Genomic DNA, 21249 nt, shown 5'->3' with positions numbered 1-21249 from the left:
CCGGCCTGGAGGAAGCCGAGGCGGTCACGATGACGTTCGTGTCGCTGGTGCTCATCCAGTTCTTCAAAGCCTACATCTTCCGATCGGAGCGGCATTCGCTGTCTCAGCGTCCGTTCGCAAACCGCTGGCTGAACCTTGCCGTGGCCTGGGAACTGCTCCTTCTGGCCGCCGTCGTCTACGTGCCCGTGCTTCAGAAGCTGTTCGGTACGTTCGCGCTTTCGCCCGCGGACTGGCTCGTCGTCGTACCGGCAGCGCTCACGATCTTCCCGGTGCTCGAGGCCGCGAAGTGGGCCCGGCGGAGAGGATGGATCGGGACGGACCCTGCGTGTTAGAGTGCTGACGTCATGACCCTTCTGCGAAAGCGAACCGGGGGCGCTCCTCTCCTGATGATGGGATTCGAGGGGAAGTCGTTGCCGTCCGTGCTCGCCGCACGGCTCCAGGACGGGACGGCGGGGGGCGTCGTGCTCTTCTCCCGCAACCTGGAAGGTCCCCGGCAGGTGAAGGAGCTGTGCCGGGAGATCCGCGCGGCAGCGGGGAAAGGGCGCTCCGCGCCGCTGATCGCCACCGACCAGGAAGGCGGCAGGGTCACAAGGTTCAAGGACCCCGGGTTCACGCAGTTCCCGCCGGCCCGGAGCTATTCCCTTTTCCGCTCCCATGCCGATCGGGTAGCGGAGGCGGCGGGCGCAGTCCTGGCCGAGGAACTCTCCGCCGTCGGGATCGACATCAACTTCGCCCCCGTGCTGGACGTCGACAGCAATCCGCGCAACACCGTGATCGGGGACCGGGCGCTGGGCGGCGAGCCGGCGACCGTCGCGCGCCTCGGCATTGCGTTCTGCCGCGGCTCCCTTTCCCGCGGCGTCCTTCCCGTCGGGAAGCATTTCCCCGGCCACGGCGGCACGGATGCGGACTCCCACGTGGAACTGCCCGTCATGCGCCGGACGAGGAAGTCGCTCCTGGCCCGTGAGGTCTTCCCTTTCCGGGAAGCCGTCCGAGCGGGGATCCCTGCCCTGATGACCGCCCATGTCCTCTACCCGGCGCTGGACCGGGAATGCCCGGCCACCCTTTCCCGCAAGATCCTGACGGGGCTTCTCCGGGAGCAGCTGTCGTTCCGGGGGATGGTGTTCTCCGACGCGCTGGAGATGAAAGCGATCACCCGGCACTACGGAATCGGTCGCGCGGCCGTGATGGCGCTTTCCGCCGGTTGCGACGCCGTCCTGGTGTGCCGGGGAGAAAGGGAGCAGGCGGAAGCCGCCGAGGCGCTCGCGCGCGAGTGGCGCACCTGCTCGGATTTCAGGAGGATGACGGCTGCGGCTGCCCGCCGGGTTGCCCGTTTCCGGGGGCGGCTGCCGGTTCCTTCGGCGCGGCGGGAGTCTCTTCGATCGGTGGGAGCGAAGGGACACCGGGCGCTGGCGGAGCTTCTCTCGGAACGCTGGGAAAGTAGAGCGCGAACAGCTTCGGACGATAGATCATGTAGTATTGGAGAACGTTGAAGAACACCCTCCTCAGGTAGAAGCGCGTCTCCCGGTAGGCGATGGTTTCGAGGAAGAGGGCCGGGTCCCCCTTCGCATCCCCCCACCACTTCGCCACCGCCGCCTCCCCCGCATTGTAGGCGGCCACCGCACGCAGATAATCACCGCCGTACTCCCGGATCAGGCGCGAAAGGTACGCAGCTCCCAACGCAACGTTGGTCTGCGGCTTGAGAAGGTCCTTCCGGCGGAGTTTGTGCATCTTTTCCTTCCGGGCGACCTCGGCGGCCGTGCGGGGCATGAGCTGCATCAGCCCCACCGCACCCGCCGGCGAGAGCGCGTTGAACTGGAAGTGGGACTCCTGCCGGATGATGGAGTGCAGCACCAGGGGATCCACGCCGGACTTCTTCCGTTCGCAATCGCCCACATATTCGGGGGCCAGGGGGAATTGGATCCGATCGATCAGCTCCACCGTCGCCGGATCGTTGGGGATGTTCAATGTTTCCCGGATGGCGCCCCGCAGGTCGCCCGCCAGGTAGCGGATCAGGCCCGGTGTCCCGCCGTCGGCCAGGCCGATCGCCTTGCGGATGGCGGCCCGGTCGATGCGCTCCGCCTCCAGAATCGCGTACTCCGGGATTCCCAGGGTGATCAGCCGCTCCGCCCTGCGGATTTTTTCCGCGTCCTCCTTCCCCCACCCTGCCTTCCGGACCCTTTCCCACAGCTGGTCCTTTTCCTGCCCGCAGGAGGTCGTTTCCCCGCCGGAAGGAGCGTTGAACATCTTGTACGGGTCCCTCCCGGCGAGCTTCGCCGCGAACAGGGCGTACGGACCGGCCCCCGGGTCGACGGCAAGGAGGAACAGCATCCTCTCCGCTTCGTCGCGCTGTCCCGTTTCGAGGAGCGTCTTCGCCTTCCAGTAGGCGTGCCGGGCCTGCTCGACGGAAGAGAACCCCGTCTTCTCGCCCGCCTCGAAGAGTGCAATCGCCTCCGCGGTCCGTTTCTGCCGATAGTGGTTGAACGCATGCCGGAAGATGGCTTCCTGACGGATCGCCTCGTCCCTCGCTGCGCGAAGCTTCCCGAAGGCGTCCGTCGCGGCCGGGACGTCCCCCTCTTCCTCCGCGATCCAGGCCACAAGGTACCTGGCGCGCTCCGCGGTGCCGGGGCGAACGCTTCCCTCTTCCGCGATCGCAAGCAAGACGTCCCGGGCTTCTTTGAGTCGTCCGGCCTTCCAGTCGAGCTTCGCCCGCAGGAAGGCCACCTCGTTGCGGAAGGCCTGCGGTGCGCCGGGCGCCGCCCGGTCCAGCAGGGCTCTCGATCCCGCGGTGTCCCCCAGCTTTCTCAGGAGCTCGGCGTAGTCGAGGAGGACCGAATAATAATCATCGGAGGGGGGAAATTTCCGGACAACCTCCGCGTAGACCGCCTTCGCCGTCTCGTTTTCCGACGCGCGCGAGAGAGCCCTGGCGAACGTTCCGTGGAATCCGATCGGGAGATTCCACTCCTCCCACCTCCCCTCCTGCCGCCACTGCCGGAGTCGCTCCATGGACAGGAACGCCGCCTCCTGCGCCGTGTGGGTGGAGAAGTTTTCGAGGTGGGCCTCCGCGGCCTTCGCGGAAGGGATGTCCGACTCGAGCAGGCGGGCGGCGACGTACCCTTCTTCCGCCTTGTACCCGTTGCCGGTCACCTTCCCCCGCGAAGATTCGTAGAACCCCTTCGCGGCCGGAAGGTCGTTGTCGACGGCGGCGGCATAGGCGAGCGCATGGGAAAGATACGGGACGAGCGGGGAAAAGGGGAAGGCCCCGACGAGGTTGTCCAGAATTGCCGCTGCCTCTCCGCGGTTCCCCTCCCGGGCCAGAGACAGACCGGTGAAGTACAGGACGTAGTCGCCGAGGTCGTAGTCCGCAGGAGGAATGATCCGAAGCGCCGATCTCGCCTCCGCGTATTTCTCCTCCGAGAGGTGAGACCATCCCTCCCGGAATGCCGTATCGAAGGAGGGGAGGGAAGCGCCGGTGGAAACCGAGGGGGGCAACAGCAGGGCCGCAACCACCAGGAACCGCAAGGCTCGTGTCACGCGCGCAGGTGTCCTCCTCGGAGATACAATGATAATATCGCTAATATGCGGACCCGTGCACAAGGAATGGCCCCCTGATGGAGATTTCGCTTTCCACCCACCTCTTCGTGTTCAACGATATCGACGAAACGATCGCCTCCCTGTTTCAACGTTTCGGGTTTTCTTCGGCGGAGCTCTGGGCCATGCCCCCCCACTTCCCGTACGGCGACATCGCGGAATCCGACCGGATCGCCGGGCTGCTCGCATCGAAAGGAGTGAGGATCGCCAGCGTCCACGCGCCGCTCTACCCCGACGTGAGGACGTACAAGAAGGACCGCTGGTACTCCCTGTCCTCGGAAGAAGAGGGGCACCGCCAGGTGTCGGTGGCCGCCACCGCGCAGGCGGCGAACTGGCTCGCCCACCACGGCGGAGGGACGATGGTCGTGCACACGACCTTTCCCGCAGAGAAGTGGTACCCCTACCGGTGGGCCGCCTTCCTCTCCTCCATGAACGAACTCCTCTCGCTGGTCCCGGAGAACGTCCGGTTCGCCGTGGAGAATACTCCCCTCCCTTCCGGCCGGGTGGGGGTCATCCTCGACATCGCGCACCGTTATTCACCGGAACGGGTCGGCGTCTGCCTGGACCTGGGGCACGCGAACATTCAAGAAAACGTCCTCAACGCCATCCGGGCTTCCGGCGAGCGGCTGATCCACGTCCACGCCTCGGACAACCACGCAATCCAGGACGACCACTTCGTTCCGGGACGCGGGTCGATCGCCTGGGTCAAGGCCGTCGACGCCCTGCGGGAAGTCCGTTTCGACGGGGCTTTCACCGTCGAGCTGCGCGACTACACCCGGGGGGACGACGCGTTCTACAGGAACTTTGACGAGATCCTGGCCGAGTGCAGCCATACGCTCGCCCGGGTTCTCGACGGAGACCGTTAACGCCATGACCCCCCCGGTGGACGAGCGGGCGATCCAGTCGACCCTGTCCACCTTCTTCCGCGCTCCCGCGCAGATGTCCCAGATCACCGAGCTGGCCGGCGACGCCTCCTCCCGGCGCTACTACCGGATCCGGATGGCCCCCGGCTCCCCCCTGTCTTCCCTCGTATTGATGCGCTACCCCGAGGAAATCCAGCCCGGCGGGGAACTCCCGTTCGTCAACGTCCACCGGTACCTGCGCAAGGCGGGGGTCCCCGTGCCGGAAATCTATCTGGCCGCGCCGGAAGCCAAGCTTCTCTTCCTGGAGGACGCGGGCGACACGCTGCTGGAGGGTGCCGTCAAAGCCGCCCGGGCGGAGGAAGACGTTCTCCCTCTCTACGAGCGGTGCGTGGAGATCCTCGTGCGAATCCAGTGGGACGGGACGACGGCGATGGACGGAAACGCCATCCCCGCCCGGCTGGCCTTCGACGTCAGGAAGTTCCGTGAGGAGATCGACTTCTTCTTCGAGCATGCCGTCCGCGGATACGGCGGGATCGCCTTGTCCGAAAGCGATGAGCGGAGGATCGAGGACCTGTTCCTCCCCTTCCTCGAAGAGATGGCGGCGCTCCCCCGCGTCCTTGCCCACCGCGACTACCACAGCCGCAATGTGATGGTCCTTCCCGTCACGCCGGGAGGGCAGAGCGAGCTTCGGATCCTCGATTTCCAGGACGCCCGGATGGGAAACGTCTTCTACGACCTCTGCTCCCTGCTGCGAGACTCCTACGTAACGCTGTCGGACAAGGCGGTTGACCACCTCTGCTACGCCTACCGGCACGCCTCGCCCGCGGGGCTCAAGGCGACGTGGGGAGACCCCGCTGCGTTCGCTTGGCGCATCGACGCGGCTGCGCTTCAGCGGAACGTCAAGGCGATCGGAACCTTCGGCAACCAAGCGCGCAACCGGGGGAAAACGTTCTATCTTCGTTTCATCCCGCCGACCGTTGCGACCCTCGCCGCGAATTTCGACCGGAACCCGCGAATGCGCCCGCTGTCGAGGAAGCTGCTCCCCATTCTTTCTTCCCTTGCGTCGAAAGCCGCAACGGAAGCGCCGCCATGAAGGGGATGATCCTGGCGGCAGGTTTCGGAACGCGCCTGCGCCCTCTCTCCTACGAGCTGCCCAAGCCGATTGTTCCGGTCCTCGGACGTCCCTTGTGCTCCTACAACATGGAATTCCTCTTCCAGGCGGGGATCCGGGAGTTCGTCCTGAACCTTCACCGCCAGCCCAAGCTCATCCAGCAGCGAGTGAGCGGGTGGGCAGGAAAGAAAATCGGCGTGAAATACACCGTGGAGCCGGAGATCCTCGGGACCGGCGGAGGAATCTGGAACGCCAGGAATTTCCTTTCGGGCGGGACGTTCGTCACCGCGAATTCGGACACCGTCATCCGGTTCCCCTTCGCCTCCGCACTCGCCTATCACCGGAAGAAGCAGGCATTGGTCACCCTGGTCCTCTTCCCCGACCCGGAGAAGCGCTACCCCCCGGTATGGATCGACCAGGAGGGGAGGATCACCGGCTTCGGGAACGTGGCAGGCGACGGTACCCGGTCCGGCTTTTACACGGGGTTCCAGATCCTCGAGCCGGAACTGCTGCGGCGGATTCCCGCCGGGAAGGCGTCTTGCATCATCCGGGAGACGTATACGCCGCTCCTCCGTGACGGCGCGCCCCTCTTCGGGTTCCTCTCCTCCGGTACCTTCCGGGAATTCGGATCGCCCGCCGACTACCTGTACGGAACGCTCGCGCTTCTCTCCGAGAAGCCGGGGCAGAAGGTCGATCTTCCCTCCACGCCCGCCGACTCCGTGATCACTCCCCCCGTCCACATCTCCCCGCGGGCGAAAATCGCGCCCGGCGCCCGCATCGGTCCCGAAGCGGTCGTAGAGGAGGACGGTGCCGTCGGAGAAGGAGCTACGGTCACCCGGGGAATCGTCTGGCCGGGGGCAGTCCTTGCGGCAGGTCAGGAATTGTCGTCGGCCATCCTCACCCCCCGGCGCCGCGTCGAGATTTCCTGAAACCATCGCAAGGGGAGACCGGATCGCATGCCCGAAGGGAAGCACATCGGCCTGCAGGTCCTGATTTTTTCGCTGGTGGCCGCCACTTTCTCCACGATCTACATTACGCAGCCCGTCCTCCCGGTGCTTCGGTCCGAGTTCGGGGTGAGCGCTTCCACGGCTTCTCTCACCATCTCCGCGGTCATCCTGGGAATCGCGCTGGCCAACCTTCCGTTCGGGATGCTGGTGGACCGCTATCCGATCCGTCCCATCATCCTCCTGGGCGGCTCGGTCATCGTGGCGTGCGGGATTTTCTGCGCCTCCACCAAGGACTTGTCGCTCCTGATCGCGGCGAGGTTCATTCAAGGGCTCTTCATCCCCTCCCTCACCACGTGCCTGGTCGTGCACCTGGTGCGGAGCCTTCCCGCGGACCGGCTGAACGTGGTGACGGGTTCGTACGTCTCGGCGACGGTGGTGGGGGGACTCGGCGGGCGGCTGCTGGGGGGATGGATCCATCCGCCCCTTCACTGGCGCTACGCCTTTGTCACTGCGTCGCTTCTCCTGCTGGCGGCAACCCTGGCCGCGTCCCGCTGGCTGCCGAAACGTGAAGGGCAGAGGGAGACGTCCGAAGAATTCGAGAGTTTTGCGGGGCTGCTCCGCCGTCCCGAACTGCTGCGCATTTTCTTCGTCGCCTTCGGTGCCTGTTTCGTCTTCTCTTCGGTATTCAATTACCTTCCCTTTTACCTTTCCGCCGCGCCCTTCCGCGCTTCCACGCAGGTCATCACCTGGACCTACCTTTCCTACCTGGTCGGTGCGTTCACCGGTCCCGTCGCGGGGAAATTAAGCAACCGGATCGGCAACGGCGCTACGATGGCCCTCGGCTCCGCGACACTGGCGATCGCCATCGCCGCGACCTTCATCCCCTCGCTCCCGGTGATCGCCGCTGCCCTCGCGGGGGTGTGCGCCGGATTCTTCGCGGTCCACTCCGCCGCGGCCGGCGCCTTGAACTTGAGGCTCTCCTCCGGCAGGGGGCGGGCCAATTCCCTCTACGTGCTGTTCTATTACCTGGGCGGCTCGATCGGCATCACCGCGAGCGGCCATACCTATCACTTGGCAGGCTGGCCGGGAGTGGCGGTGTTGGGAATCCTCATGCTCGCCCTGCCCTTTGCCATAGGCCTGGCCGAGATGCGGGAGAGGAAACGAACCGTAAAAATGGTGTAGGCTGAACCATCATCGCGGGAATCTTCACGATGCCTGCAAGGGACGGGGGAGGGTGAAGAGGGATGTCCTACGAAGAGCGATTCGAAAACATACAGGAGCTCGGCCGGTCCCTGATTCGAAACAAGGAGAAGCTCGTCGCCTGCGCCGTGAGGGATCTCCGGTTTACCGTGAAGGACAGCGCCAAGGAGGTGGACATCACGTTCGACCGGCTGAAGATGTACGAGCAGGCGGCCGCCTTCCTCAAAGGGAGGAGGCCGCTCGGGGGAACCGGTTCCCGCGTCTCCCTGATGCTCTCCTACAACGGAAGCTCGTGGCTGAACACCGCCATCACTTCCATCTACATCGTCGGGAACAAGGTCAGCGTGAAGTTCTCCTCCAAGGGCTCCGACGTCATGGGCCTGACCGAGGAGATGTACCGGCCCATCTTCGGGGACGACATCACCTTTTCCAGGGAAAACGGAAAAAGCTTCATCGAAAGATCGCTCAAGTCCCCCGAGGTGACGTCCATCGTGGTTTTCGGGTTCGATGAAAATGTCCTCCCGTACGAGGAATCCTTTATGAGGAGCGGCAAGAAGCTCGTCTTCGAGGGACCCGGCCAGGACCCGTTCATCGTCTTCCCCGACGCGGACCTGGATCTCGCGCTATCCGACCTGATGACCGCGAAGTTCATGTACTCCGGGCAAACCTGCACGGCCCCCAAGCGCATCTTCATCCACCGATCGATCTACGAGAACTTCCTGGAGCGGTTCGTGGAGAGGATCGGGCAACTCGTCGTCGGCGACCCGGCGGACGAAGCCGTGGATATTGCCCCCGTGGTGAGCGATCTCGCCGTCCAAAGGATCCGCCGGCAACTCGAGGATGCATGCGCCGGGGGGGCACGGATCCTCGCCGGCGGAAAGATCGAGGGGAGCCTGATCCACCCGACTGTGGTGAAGGACGCAACGGACGACATGCTCGGGATGAAGGAGGAGGTCTTCGGACCCGTGGCGTTCACGACGAGCTTCGAAACGGAGGAGGAGGCCATCCGCCGGGCCAAGAGCCACAAGTACGGTCTCCGCGCCGCGGTATTTGGCGGGGATGCCGCGAAGCGGACCGCGGGGGCTCTGAAAGGGGAGGATTATTGCCACTCCGTGGAAGGCTACACCTTCGGGAAATTCGGCACGGTGGCGCTCAATCAGCCCAGGTCGGAATCCTGGAAAGGAGCGTTCGTCACCAAGGCCGTAGGCGGCTACGGCTATTCCGGATGGATCTGGGATACGGCCGAAGGACGATTCCGAATCCAACAGGGCCCGAAGCTGCTGAGCGTCGAGACGTCTGTCTGACCCAGCGGTGTGACGGCAACACGGCGACCCGCGTGGTCACCCCTTCCAGTTGAGAACGAAGCAGAGGACCGCCAGGAGGAAGGTGTAGGGAGCGAAGCGGATGAACCTCCCCCGGGTCACCAGACGCTCGACCAGAAAAAGGGACAGGTACCCGATCAGGAGGGAGAAGAAAAATCCTGCGGCCGAGGGGGCAAACCCCGGCAGGACCGAGATCCCTTTGTGCACGTTCACCAACGCGGCTCCGAGAATGGCGGGCAGGGAGATGAGGAAGGAATATTTCGCGCTGCGGGAAGGGGAGATCCCGAGGACAAGCGCCAGCGTGATCGTCGAGCCGGACCGGGAGAGCCCCGGAAACACGGCGGCTCCCTGCATCATCCCGATGGCGAGCGCCTCCCAGGCCGTCATCCGTTCCGGGTCCCACTTGTGCCGGAACCGCAGGTTGCTGATGAGCAGGAAGGAAGTCAGCAGGAGATAACGCACCCCCACGCCCCACACCGTGATCCCGGTCTCCACCGTGTCGTGGAAGGCAAGGCCGATGATGCCGGTCGGTATCGTCGAAAGGATCACAAAAAGGATCTCTCTCCGCCCCCACCCTTCCGCGACGGCCCTATCCCTTCGAAAGAGGGAGGACGCCATCTCGAAAATCTCCTTGCGCAGGAAGACCAGGACGGCAAAGAGCGTCCCCAGGTGGAGGAGGAGGTCGAATGCGAGCTCCGGCTCCCGGATCCCCAGCAGCCGCTGGGCGAGAAAGAGGTGGCCCGAGCTGCTGACCGGCAGGAACTCGGTCGCCCCCTGGAGAATTCCGAGGAAGATCGACTGGAGGAAGGTCAACCGGCAACCGCCGTCATGCCTGCGCCTTCCTCACCGCGTCTTCCATGACAGCGCGTATCCTTCCGACGACGGCCTCGTCCTTTCCTTCGAACCGAAGCACCAGGACCGGCTGCGTGTTCGAGGCTCGGACCAGTCCCCAGCCCCCGTCGAAGAGGGCACGCACCCCGTCCACGTCGATCACTTCCCTGGCCTGCGGCCGGACGATCGCCGCCACCCGCTCGACGATCCGGAACTTCCGGTCGTCCGGGCATTCCACGCGGATCTCGGGAGTGGCAACGACGGGTGGGAGGTCGGAGAGCATGGCGCTCAACGGGCGGTCCGACCCGGCCAGGATCTCGAAGAGCCGGAGGGACGCGTAGATCGCGTCGTCGAAACCCAGATACCGGTCCGAGAAGAAGATGTGACCGCTCATCTCCCCCGCCACTTCGGCCAGCTCCTCCTTCATCTTCTGCTTGATGAGCGAATGCCCGGCCTTCCACATGATCGGCCTGCCGCCGTGTCGGGCGATGTCGTCGTACAGGTTCTGGGAAGCCTTGACCTCCGAGATGATCGAGGCGCCCGGCTTCCGGGAGAGGATCTCCCGCGCAAAGAGCACCAGGAGGTAGTCTCCGTAAATAACGTTTCCTTTTTCGTCGACCGCGCCGATGCGATCGGCGTCTCCGTCGTACGCCACCCCGACGTCCGCACCGTGCTCACGGACCGCCTCGATGAGAAACCGGAGGTTCTCCGGGACCGTCGGGTCGGGGAAGTGGTTGGGGAAACGCCCGTCCATCTCGCAGAAGAGCTCCACGACCTCCACCCCCATGTCGCGGAAGAGCTCCGGCGCGACCGTCGAAGCGGTCCCGTTCCCGGCGTCCACCACGACTTTCAGCCTGCGCGGGATGGAAAGGATCGACTTGATGTACCGCTGATATTCGGGAATCACGGTCCGGCTCGTCACCCGGCCGGTGCCCGAGGCGAACTCCCCGCGTTCGACGATCCTCCGAACCTCCTGGATCTTCTCTCCGTAAAGGGAGGACGGTCCGATGCACAGCTTGAAGCCGTTGAAATCGGGAGGGTTGTGGCTCCCCGTGATCATCACCCCCCCATCGGCGCCGAACTGGAGGATGGAAAAGTACAACAACGGGGAGGGGCAGATCCCCACGTCCACGACGAAGAGGCCGGTCGAGGAGAGCCCCTCGGCCATTGCATCCCGGAACTCGGGGGAGCTCAGGCGGCAGTCCCGCCCGAGCATGACGGTCCGGATCCCCTTCCCGACCGCGTACGTGCCGAATCCTTTCCCGAGAGTCCGTACCGAGTCGGGGGTAAGGTCCTTCCCCACGACGCCCCGGATGTCGTATTCCCGAAAGATGTGCGGGTTGATCATCGCCTTTCCCTACTCGAGGTTGATCTCCGAGTACGTCCGCGAGGTCCGCCTTGCCACCTTGGTGCGGTGCGCGGCCCGCGACACCTCCCGGGCCACCGCCGGCGCCACCTTCCGGTTGAACACCGACGGGATGACGTAGTCCTCCGACAGCTCCTCCTTCGCCACGCAGGAGGCGATCGCGTACGCCGCGGCCAGCTTCATCTCCTCGTTGATCGTCACCGCACGGGAGTCCAGCGCACCCCGGAAGATCCCGGGGAAACACAGAACGTTGTTGATCTGGTTCGGGTAGTCCGAGCGGCCCGTCGCAATGATCCGCACAACGGGTGCCGCCTCCTCTGGCATGATCTCCGGGTCGGGATTGGCCATCGCGAACACGACGGGGTCCTTCGCCATCCTCTTCAAATCTACCACCGTGATCAGGCCCGGACCCGCAAGGCCCAAAAACATGTCCGCGCCGGCGATCACGTCCGAGATCTTCCCCTTCTCGTTGAACGGGTTGGTGTGCTCCGCGTACCAGTCCTTCATGAAATTCATGTGCTGCTTCCGACCCTTGTAGATCGCCCCCACGCGGTCCACGCCGATGATGTTCCGTGCCCCCGCGTTCCTGATGATCTTGCTGCACGCAACCCCCGACGCCCCGACCCCCGCCACCACGATCTTCATATCCTCGAGCCGCTTCTTGACGATCTTCAGGGCGTTGAGCAGCGCCGCCAGCACCACCACCGCCGTCCCGTGCTGATCGTCATGGAACACCGGGATGTCCATTTCCGCCTTGAGACGCTCCTCGATCTCGAAGCACCGCGGCGCCGAGATGTCCTCCAGGTTGATCCCCCCGAACGTCGGAGCCAGCGCCTTCACGATCCGGATAATCTCCTCGGTGTCCTTCGTCGCCAGGCAGATCGGCCAGGCGTCGATCCCCGCGAACTCCTTGAAGAGCATCGCCTTCCCTTCCATGACGGGCATGGCCGCCTCGGGGCCGATGTCCCCCAGTCCCAGCACCGCCGTGCCGTCGGACACCACGGCCACCGAGTTCCTCCGGATCGTCAGGGTGTAGGACTTCCTCACGTCCTTGTGGATCGCCATGCAGACCCGCGCCACGCCGGGCGTGTACGCCATCGACAGGTCGCTGCGCGTCTTGACCGGGATCTTGTTGCTGATCTCGATCTTGCCGCCCAGGTGCTTCAGGAACGTCCGGTCGGACACGTTGACGATCTTCACGCCCTGGACCTGCCGGACGGCGCTTATGATCTCCTGGGCGTGATCGATACCGCGAGCGCTCACCGTGATGTCCCGGACGACCGTCCCCTTCCCGTGGCCGCTCAGGTCCACCGCGCCGATGTCCCCGCCGGCCTCCCCGATGGCCGTCGTGACCTTCCCCAGCATCCCCACCTTGCTCTGGATCTCCACGCGTATCGTGATGCTGTAGCTTTCGCTGGGCGACAGAATGCTAGCCATGCAATCCTCCCCTGCCCTTAAAGAGTGTGGAATCGGGTTCAGTGCAAGTGGTTATTCTATTGAATCGGTTAGGCTCAATACAAGGGAATTTGCGCTCCGTATATGCTTTCTAATGGATTTTTCGGTGGGTATCTATACAAAAAATACCGCATGGAGGTATCATTATCAAAAGGGAGGAGAGTGTGCCGTGGAAACGATCGACGTGGGAAAAAGGATCAAGAGCATACGGAAAAGGAAGGGACTGACCCTCCAGGAGCTGGCCGAAAAGAGCGGGATCTCCGCCACCGCGATCAGCGCCATCGAGCGGAACGTGTCGTCCCCTACGGTGAACACGCTGGCCGGCATTGCCCGGGCCCTCGGCGAATCGCTGTCTTCCCTGCTGGGCGAAAGCGAAATCACTTACGTCCTGACGCGGGCCGACAAGCGGGAGCGCCTGGCCACCGAGATCCGGAACGTCGATTTCCTGAGCCTCGCATCGGGAGTCCCGGGCCAGCGGTTCCAGCCGATGATGAGCGTCCTCAAGCCCGGCGCGATCAGCGGGGAGGACTACGTGACCCATCGCGGGGAGGAGTTTTTCCTCGTGTTGAAGGGCGCCCTGGAGGTCGAGCTGGACGGCCAGACCTCCCGGCTGGAGGAAGGGGACAGCCTCTACTTCCGCGGCAACACGCCGTACCGGTGGAAAAACGCAGCGGACCAGGAAACGCAGCTCCTGATCGTCTCCGCCTCCTGACCTCACGGGCAGCGGCCCGTCACTTCACGCCGTTCCTGGGGCAGAGCGGAAAAAGGCCACAGGCAGGACACCTGGGTTTTCGGGCCAGGCAGACCTGACGCCCGTGCCAGCCCAGGCGCGTGGCGAACTCCCACCGCTTTGCCTCGGGGACAACGGCCGCGAGATCCTTTTCGGCCCGGGCAGGGTCCTTCGACGCGGTGAGGCCCAGACGGAACGACACCCTGCCGACGTGCGTATCGACCGGCAGCGCGCTGGCTCCAAAGCACGCCCCCAGAAGGATCGAAGCGGTCTTCCTCCCAACGCCGGGAAGCGCCGTGAGCGCCTCCATCGTCGCGGGCACCTTTCCCCCATGCCGTTCGGCGATCGCAGCAGAAAGCCCCAGGATCGCCTTCGCCTTGTTCCGGAAGAAGCCCGTCGGGCGAACGGTTTCCTCCACCGCTTCCGGCAACGCGGCGGCAAGCGCGCGCGGGTCCGGGTACTTGCGGAACAGCGCAGGCGTCACCTGGTTCACCCGTTCGTCGGTGCATTGGGCGGCAAGCACCGTCGCCACGAGCAGCTCGAAGGGATTGCGGAAGTCGAGGAGGACACTTGCCGCCGGATAAGCGGCGGCCAAGAAGTCCAGAACGAAAGGGACCGGCGCGGACGGCTTGCGGGCGGCCACGTCACGAGCTCCGGCTGTAGACGATCACTTCATCCCCCTGGACGTCGACTTCGAACGTCACGCCATGAACGTTGTAGGCAAACAGTTTCCCGGGCCCCATGAACTCGTCCTCGGGGGTGACCGCGAAGGCGCCCTGCTCGCCCAGCCAGTCGAGCAGCGCATGGACCTCGATAAACGTCATGTCGAAAGGAGTGACCACGTTGTACACCTTCCCGTTGTGCTGGATCGGGTAGATGTCGAAATCGTCCGACTTCAAGGCAAACCCTTTCGCGCTTTACGCCGCCCCCCAACCTAGTATACGCTGGTATCCCGCCATGAAATAGCCGCCTGGAGGGTAAAGCTTGGTTCTCCGCGACATCCTGGCCCGGAACGTCCGCGTCCACCCCGACCGTGTCGCCTTGGCGCTGGCCGAGGAATCCGTCACCTACCGGGAGCTTTCGGCGCGCGTGACCCGCCGGGCTTCCGCCCTCCGGAGCTTCGGGATCGGAAAAGGCGACCGGGTGGCGGTGCTGATGCGCAACTCGCCTGTTTACTTTGAACTGCTGTATGCCATCACGCGGATCGGGGCCATCCTTGCGCCGCTCAACGAATTGCTGATCGCGAGGGAACTCGCGGCGATCCTCCGGCACGCCGAGGCAAAGGCCCTCCTCTTTTCCGAAGAGTTCGGGGACAAAGTCGAACGGATCCGGCCCGGCTTGTCCTCCGTCACCCGCTTCGTTTCCATCGAACGGGACTTCCCCGACCGCGGCGGTCCGGAGGAAAGAGAGACGGTTCCCCCCGGCCTTCCGGCCGAGGAGGTTCCTCTCTCCGAGTCCGACATCGCGATCCTGATCTACACCAGCGGAACGTCCGGGGTACCTCGAGGGGCGATGCTGTCCCACGGGAACCTGGCAGCCGCATCCGTGTCAGCGGCGCTCGAGCTCGGCCTGTCCCCCAACGACGTCTATCTCTCCTGTACACCGCTTCCGTTCATGGGGGGAACGGGGCGACATCTCCGCTTCCAGTACATGGGAGGCACGATCGTCATTCTGCAGGACCTCGATCCAGAAGAGGTGCTCCGTACGATCGAGCGGCGCAAGATCACCCACGTTCTCCTGACCCCCACGATGATGGCCCGGATTCTCGACCTGCCCACCGCTTCCCGGTTCAACCTCGCCACCCTGAAGACGGTTCTCTACGGCGGGGCGTCGATCCCGATCGAATTGCAGAAGCGCGCCATAAGGTTCTTCCGGTGCGGGCTGGTCCAGTCCTACGGTCAGGTCGAGTCGGCGGGGGTTCTCACGTTCCTGCACGCCGAGGACCACTCCCTGGAAGAGAGCGCCCCCTACATGCGGAAGCTGATGTCGATCGGCAAGGAAGCGATCGGCGTCGAGGTCCGGGTCGTGGACGAGTCCGGCCGGGAGGTCCTCCCCGACCAGATCGGCGAAATCGTCGCGCGCGGCCCGAACATCTTCGACGGATATTTCAGGGACCCGTCCTCCACCGCCGAAATGCTCCGGAACGGCTGGCTCCGCACGGGGGACATCGCTTCCGTGGACGAGGAAGGGTACATTTACATCGTGGACCGGAAGCGGGACATTCTGATGGTCGGGGGGATCTCGGTCTATCCGCGGGAGATCGAGGATGTCATCGCGGAGCACCCCGCCGTAAAGGAAGCGGCGGTCATCGGGCGGCCCGACTATATCCTCGGGGAAGTTCCGGTCGCCGTCGTCGTTCTGAAGGAGGGGGCTCAGGCCGATGCCTTGGACCTCCTTGCACACTGCCGCGAAAACATGGCCCCCTTCAAGGTTCCCGAGTCGATCGAGTTCATTCCCGCCCTGCCCCGGAACAGCCAGGGTAAAGTCCTCAAGGTCAAACTGAAGGGGAAGGAGATCTCCGGGGCTATTCCCCGAACACCTCGGCGGTGAAGGCATACAGCTCAGCCCCCTCCCTCCACTCGTCGGGAGGAAGACCCGCCTTCCGGCACACGTTGGAAAGGAATGCCTGGCGGTCCCACCCGCACTCCGTGGCCACCTGCGGCAGGAGAAGGCCGCGGCGCTCCCCCTTCCGGATCATCAGGCCATGGACGCCCACTTCGACCTCCTCCGGCCGGGCCGGAACCAGGGGAGTGAGGACGGAAATCTCAATGTTGACCGAGTCGATTTCGGAAGGCCCCACCGGGGGAAAACGCGGATCCTCCGTCGCCGCCGCCACGACGCACTCCTGGATCGTCCGGTACAGGGGGGCCACAGCGAAGGTATACCCGATGCACCCTCGAAGATGCCCTTTCTGCTTGAGTGTCACGAATGCCGCTCCCGGCGCGGACAGCTTGGGAGAGGCGGGAGCCTCCTCCGGCACCTCCCCTTTCCGGACAAACGACGACGCGGTACGGCGGGCGATCGCCAGCAACTCCATGCGCTCCTCTTTCGTCAGGTAGGGCGGCATCAGCCCGATGGGGCGAAAATGGAGTCCACGCAGGCATCGGGCATGATCAGGTCGTGGATGTCCCCAAGGATCTCGATCCTCCCCTGCACCCCGATGAAGACGGGGACGATCTCGGGGTCGAACTGGGTCCCGGAGCAGCGGAGGATCTCCTTGTTCGCGGCCTCCAGCGAGAGCGCCTGCCGATAGGCGCGGGTGGAGGTCATGGCGTCGAACGTATCGGCGACCGCCATGATGCGCGATTCCACCGGGATATCGCCCCCCGCGAGACCGGCGGGATATCCTCTCCCGTCGAAACGCTCGTGGTGATGCAGGACCATCGGGAGAAGGGGCCGGAAGAACGGGATGGGCTGAAGGATCCGGGTTGCCACCTCGGGGTGCAGGGTGATCTCCCTGAACTCCTCGTCCGTCAGTCTTCCCGGCTTGTTGAGGATCACCTCGCGGACTCCGATCTTCCCCAGATCGTGGAGCACCGTGGCCTGGCGGAGGAGCTCGATCTTCTCCTGCTGGAGATGCATCGCCTTCCCGATGGCCACGGAATACATGGTTACCCGCTGGGAGTGGCCCCGCGTATAGAGATCCTTGGCTTCCAGGGCCTTGATCAGGGCGTCGATCGACCGGACGTACATGGAGTTGATGAGGTCGGTCTGCTCCTTGACCTTCTTCTCCAGGTTCGCCTGGTAATCCTGGATCTCTTGCTCGAGGGCTTTTTTCCGTATGGCATTCTCGATCGTGATGAGCAGGACGTCGAAATTGAACGGCTTGGTGATGTAATCGCAGGCCCCGATCTTGATTGCGGCCACCGCGGTGTCGAGTTCCGAGTGGGCCGACATCACGATGCCCGCGATGTCGGGGAACCTCGACGTCGACTCCCGGAGGAGGGTGATACCATCCATCTCCGGCATCCGGATATCGGTAAGGAGGACGGAGTAGCCCCCGGCGGCCAGCTTGGCCAGCGCGTCCTTCCCGTTGATTGCTTCCCCTACCGAATATCCTTCAATTTCAAGGCGTTCTCTGACAATCGTTCGGATGGACTCCTCGTCGTCGACGACGAGGACCGCCTTCCCGTTACCGTTTGCATGGTAGGAGCGATGTCCTGTCAGCGGCATAAGATTCACGATGATACTCTTCGGCAACAAGGGGATAATATTTAATCTTATTTCTTCGGTGGGATTTCGACGTTTTCAAACATTGAAGCGGACCTGGAAAATATCCCCGTCCCGGAGGACGTACTCCTTTCCTTCCAGCTTCAACTTCCCCTCGGCTCTCGCCTTCGCCATTGTCCCGCACCGAAGAAAGTCCTCAAATCCGATGACTTCCGCCCGGATGAACCCTTTCTCCAGGTCGGAATGGATTCTTCCCGCCGCCATGAGGGCCGTGGCGCCCCGCCGGATGTTCCAGGCGCGGACCTCGTCCTCCCCCACCGTCAGGAAGCAGATGTGGTCCATGGCATCGAAAGCCCCCCGGACCAGCTTCTCGCGTGCGCCGCGCACGATTCCCATTTCCTTCAGGAAATCGGCCTGTTCGGCTTGGGATAGCTGGGAGATCTCCTCCTCGATCTTGGCCGAGAGGCGCACGAGGGGGATCTCTCGATCCCGTGCGACGGAGTTCAGCTCCGGGTACGGCTCTCCGGCAAGGTCTCCCTCCCCCACATTCAGCACCAGGAGCAACGGGACCCGGCTGACGAACCGGAATCCCGAGAGGATGCGGAGCTCCTCGCCCGAGAAAACCACTTTGCGGAGAGGAACCTCCCTTTCGAGGGAGGCGATCGCCTTGTGAAGGGTCGTCCATTCGATGTCCCGGCGCGCCTCCTTCGTCATCCGCTCGATCCGCTTCTGCGCGATCAGGTAATCGGACAGCGTCAACTCCGACTCGATCGCCCGGAATCCCTTGACGGGATTGAGCCCCTCCGGAGGCGCCGGGTGGAAATCGTCCGAGAACCCTCTAAGGACGATGGCTAGGACCTCCGCCCCTTTGATCCTCACCAAGGTTTCGGGGGAGAGCAACTCGTCCTCCTTCACGTCGATGTCCTCGAACGTAATGGATACGTGGGTCGCTTTTTTGAGCCGGAAAATGTCCGCCAGCCGGTCCACCCGCTCATCGGGTACGCGGATCGTGCAAATCCCGGCCGACGGGCCTTTCACGGAGGTGTCTCCCCCTCCGGGCAGGGCGCGGAAGAGCGTGCTCTTGCCGGTGCCGGCTTTCCCGAAGATTCCGACCCTCATCGGTCTCGTGTCTCCTCGTCCGGGATTCCCTCGAACAGGTCGCTCTCCGGCAGGTTCACCCGGGAAAGCCGCGTTTTCGCCAGTACGTAGGTTTCCATTCGGGCGAACTCCCGGTACCCTTCCCTGGAGAGGATCCGTTCGGAATCCCGGCCTTGCGTCCGGTGGCAGGAAAACGCCTCGACTTTTCTCTCGACGTAGGCCGAAGTGTCCACGAACGTGGTGAGTTTTTCCTTCGGCACCCCCGCCAGCGGGACGTTCCACGCATCCAGGATTTCCTGCGCGATCTCGAACTGGTACAGCTTGAACGGCATCCACGGGGCGACGCCGTCGACCAGCTGGTGGGGGAACCGCAACGGGTCCGCCGCGGCGTCGAACGCCTCCCGGGCCACCTCCGACATCACGATGTGGTCGGGGTGCCGGGAAATCCCTTCCGGCCCGAAGCCGATAAGGACGTGGGGGCGGATCCAGCGGATCTGCTCGACCGCCTTCTCGACGAGCAGCGAACGCGGAGTGTGGAGGAGCTGTCCGTCCAGGAACCCGAGGAAAACGACTTTCCGGATCCCGAGGATCCCGGCGGCGCAGAGAAGCTCCGCGGCGCGGACCTCTCCCAGGTGCTCCCGGTCGGTGACGGGCGGCTCTCCGACCATTCCGGCCTGCCCCTTCGTCGCCGTCGCGAGGTACGCGTCGACCCCCTCGCTCGAATATTTTGCGATGGTTCCCCCCGGTCCGAACGTCTCGTCGTCGGGATGCGCCAGGAGGAGCAGGATCCTTCGCTTCAATTCCGGGAATCCTCTCCGGGTTTCTTCGATGCTGTGAGAGCTTAAAGATAGCACAAAGGGTTCCTTGCCTGCACCGGCCAGGGGAACCCCGATCCTTTCCCCTTGGTAATGAAGGAGGCGCGACCGTCATGGAGAATTCTGAAAAATGAAGAGACGCTTTCGCGAAGCAGGGGATGGAAGAGTTCGCCGGTGTCCCGCTATGTGTCGTCCATAGTATGCAAAGGAGGAAGATCCTCCCGCGGGGATTTTCCCTGATGTTCACAAAAACCGGGGACGCCGGGTCAGGTCCCCGGCGTCCCTCCTCCGAAAGGCGTGGTCGGCCCCATCACCTCACCGGAGGAACCGCGACGAGCATCGGCGCGCGTTGGTTAAAAGTTGTACCCGGACTCCCCGTGCAACGAAAGGTCGAGTCCCTGGATTTCGTCCTCCTTCGCGACCCGCAGCCCCATGATCTTGTCGAGGACCTTCAGCAGGAGGAAGGTGACCGCGAAGGAATACACGAGGGACACGACGACCGCCACTGCCTGGATGGCGAGCAGCTTGGGATTGCCGTACAGCAAGCCGTTTGCGCCCCCGGCATTGACCGCCGTCGTGGCGAACACCCCGGTGGCCAGTGCCCCGAGGGTACCGCCGACGCAATGCACGCCGACGACATCCAGTGAATCGTCGTACCCGAATTTCCCCTTCAGCATCACGGCGCCGTAGCAGAGGGCGCCCGCCGCCAGTCCGATGATCAGGCCTCCGATCGGCTGCACGAACCCCGCAGCGGGTGTAATCGCGACCAGCCCGGCGACACACCCGGAGGCGGCCCCGAGCACCGTCGGTTTGCCGCGGTGGATCCACTCGGTAAATACCCAGGAAAGCGTCGCCATGGCCGCCGCCGCATGGGTATTGACGAACGCGCTGGTCGACAGGTCCCCTGCCGCAAGGGCGCTCCCGGCATTGAAGCCGAACCAGCCGAACCATAGGATCGCTGCACCGAGCACCGTCATGGGAAGGTTGTGCGGCGCCATGTTATCGATGCCGAATCCCTTCCGCTTCCCGACGACGAGCGCCGCGGCGAGGGCGCTGACCCCGGAGGTGATATGGACGACCGTGCCTCCGGCAAAGTCCAGCGCTCCCAGATTTCGGATCCATCCCCCGATCCCCCACACCCAGTGCGCGATGGGATTGTAGACCAGCAGCGCCCATAGGAGAGTGAACACGAGGAAGGTGGAAAATTTGAATCGCTCAGCGAACGCCCCCGTGATCAGGGCCGGGGTGATCACTGCGAACATCATCTGGTAGATCATGAACGCCTGGTGCGGAACGGTTGCCGCATATTCCTTGAAGGGGGTCAGCCCGACGCCGTTCAGGGCGAACCAGGAGAGGTCGCCGATGATCCCCCAGCGATCCGGCCCGAAGGAGAAGCTGTAGCCGACGAGGATCCACTCCACGCTGATCAGGCCGATGATGATGAAGGACTGCATGATCGTGCCGAGGATGTTCTTCCTGCGGACCATCCCGCCGTAGAAGAGCGCCAGCCCGGGAGTCATGAGCATGACCAGGGCCGCCGATACGAGCAGCCATGCCGTGTCGCCGGTGTTCATTCGGATTTCCTCCTTGGCGGAAAGGGATGGGTGCCGACATACCATGAACGGGCAACGACCGTGCCATCTCGTGAACCCGTTGGATTTCCAGCGGTTACCCGATTCCTTTCCCGGACCAGGAAAGACATAAATGTCATAAACACGACATTACATGCATGTTGCGCACAAGGGTAAGGACT

Annotated in this window: 18 protein-coding genes and 1 pseudogene; 8 read left to right on the top strand and 11 right to left on the bottom strand. The window is 63.9% G+C overall.

Features of this window, described 5'->3' with window-relative positions; all coding sequences use genetic code 11:
• Positions 1-332: pseudogene (locus tag A2Z13_00260) on the top strand (hypothetical protein).
• 958 nt (positions 333-1290) lie between these two features.
• On the opposite strand, the gene A2Z13_00255 reads toward A2Z13_00260, so the two are convergent.
• Entirely contained in the window at positions 1291-3519 is a 2229-nt protein-coding gene (locus A2Z13_00255; GenBank protein ID OGP75947.1) for a hypothetical protein, read from the bottom strand.
• An 89-nt stretch (positions 3520-3608) separates the two neighbouring features.
• Here A2Z13_00255 and A2Z13_00250 point away from each other — a divergent pair, with 89 nt between their 5' ends.
• The 5 genes from A2Z13_00250 to A2Z13_00230 all read left to right on the top strand — a co-directional run bounded on the left by A2Z13_00250 (position 3609) and on the right by A2Z13_00230 (position 9013).
• Positions 3609-4454 (top strand): hypothetical protein, encoded by an 846-nt coding sequence (locus tag A2Z13_00250; GenBank protein ID OGP75946.1) that lies wholly within the window; start codon positions 3609-3611, stop codon positions 4452-4454.
• A 4-nt stretch (positions 4455-4458) separates the two neighbouring features.
• Positions 4459-5544 carry a hypothetical protein gene (locus tag A2Z13_00245; protein OGP75945.1) on the top strand — a complete coding sequence of 362 codons (1086 nt, stop codon included), beginning with the start codon at positions 4459-4461 and terminating at the stop codon, positions 5542-5544.
• Positions 5541-6491: a hypothetical protein gene (locus A2Z13_00240; GenBank protein OGP75944.1), complete on the top strand. Its 951-nt coding sequence runs from the start codon at positions 5541-5543 to the stop codon at positions 6489-6491. Before A2Z13_00245 ends, A2Z13_00240 begins: the two co-directional genes overlap by 4 nt.
• 27 nt (positions 6492-6518) lie before the next feature.
• A complete protein-coding gene (locus A2Z13_00235; GenBank protein OGP75943.1) occupies positions 6519-7691 on the top strand; it encodes an MFS transporter in 1173 nt (390 codons plus the stop codon).
• A gap of 62 nt (positions 7692-7753) precedes the next feature.
• Positions 7754-9013, top strand: a complete 1260-nt coding sequence (locus A2Z13_00230; GenBank protein OGP75942.1) for a hypothetical protein — start codon at positions 7754-7756, stop codon at positions 9011-9013.
• 36 nt (positions 9014-9049) lie between these two features.
• Here A2Z13_00230 and A2Z13_00225 read toward each other — a convergent pair whose 3' ends face one another.
• From A2Z13_00225 to A2Z13_00215, 3 genes are read right to left on the bottom strand one after another with little or no spacing between them, the layout of a single operon-like run.
• Entirely contained in the window at positions 9050-9844 is a 795-nt protein-coding gene (locus tag A2Z13_00225) for a hypothetical protein (protein OGP75941.1), read from the bottom strand.
• A gap of 13 nt (positions 9845-9857) precedes the next feature.
• Positions 9858-11210: a phosphomannomutase gene (locus A2Z13_00220; GenBank protein OGP75940.1), complete on the bottom strand. Its 1353-nt coding sequence runs from the start codon at positions 11208-11210 to the stop codon at positions 9858-9860.
• A 9-nt stretch (positions 11211-11219) separates the two neighbouring features.
• Positions 11220-12665: a malate dehydrogenase gene (locus A2Z13_00215; GenBank protein ID OGP75939.1), complete on the bottom strand. Its 1446-nt coding sequence runs from the start codon at positions 12663-12665 to the stop codon at positions 11220-11222.
• 196 nt (positions 12666-12861) lie between these two features.
• Here A2Z13_00215 and A2Z13_00210 point away from each other — a divergent pair, with 196 nt between their 5' ends.
• A complete protein-coding gene (locus A2Z13_00210) occupies positions 12862-13395 on the top strand; it encodes a hypothetical protein (protein OGP75950.1) in 534 nt (177 codons plus the stop codon).
• Positions 13396-13414: 19 nt separating this feature from the next.
• Here A2Z13_00210 and A2Z13_00205 read toward each other — a convergent pair whose 3' ends face one another.
• The gene (locus tag A2Z13_00205; GenBank protein OGP75938.1) at positions 13415-14056 is read right to left on the bottom strand and encodes an endonuclease III; all 642 of its coding nucleotides are present in this window, start codon (positions 14054-14056) and stop codon (positions 13415-13417) included.
• A gap of 1 nt (position 14057) precedes the next feature.
• Entirely contained in the window at positions 14058-14312 is a 255-nt protein-coding gene (locus A2Z13_00200) for a hypothetical protein (protein OGP75937.1), read from the bottom strand.
• An 85-nt stretch (positions 14313-14397) separates the two neighbouring features.
• Here A2Z13_00200 and A2Z13_00195 point away from each other — a divergent pair, with 85 nt between their 5' ends.
• A complete protein-coding gene (locus A2Z13_00195; GenBank protein OGP75936.1) occupies positions 14398-15963 on the top strand; it encodes a hypothetical protein in 1566 nt (521 codons plus the stop codon).
• On the opposite strand, the gene A2Z13_00190 is transcribed toward A2Z13_00195, so the two are convergent.
• From A2Z13_00190 to A2Z13_00170, 5 genes are all read right to left on the bottom strand, one after another.
• Positions 15938-16480, bottom strand: a complete 543-nt coding sequence (locus A2Z13_00190; GenBank protein OGP75935.1) for a hypothetical protein — start codon at positions 16478-16480, stop codon at positions 15938-15940. The two genes, A2Z13_00195 and A2Z13_00190, sit on opposite strands and share 26 nt — an antisense overlap.
• Complete coding sequence (locus A2Z13_00185; protein OGP75934.1) at positions 16480-17586, bottom strand: hypothetical protein; 1107 nt, start codon at positions 17584-17586, stop codon at positions 16480-16482. Before A2Z13_00185 ends, A2Z13_00190 begins: the two co-directional genes overlap by 1 nt.
• Before the next feature lie 75 nt (positions 17587-17661).
• Positions 17662-18702, bottom strand: a complete 1041-nt coding sequence (locus A2Z13_00180; protein ID OGP75933.1) for a hypothetical protein — start codon at positions 18700-18702, stop codon at positions 17662-17664.
• Entirely contained in the window at positions 18699-19481 is a 783-nt protein-coding gene (locus tag A2Z13_00175; protein OGP75932.1) for a hypothetical protein, read from the bottom strand. Before A2Z13_00175 ends, A2Z13_00180 begins: the two co-directional genes overlap by 4 nt.
• A gap of 368 nt (positions 19482-19849) precedes the next feature.
• On the bottom strand, positions 19850-21070 hold the full coding sequence (locus A2Z13_00170) for an ammonia channel protein (protein ID OGP75931.1): 1221 nt from the start codon (positions 21068-21070) through the stop codon (positions 19850-19852).
• Positions 21071-21249: the final 179 nt, after the last annotated feature.

The organism is Deltaproteobacteria bacterium RBG_16_64_85 (assembly GCA_001798885.1).
Taxonomy (GTDB): Bacteria; Desulfobacterota; Deferrimicrobia; order Deferrimicrobiales; family Deferrimicrobiaceae; genus FEB-35.
This window is presented reverse-complemented; position numbering and strand designations above follow the sequence as displayed.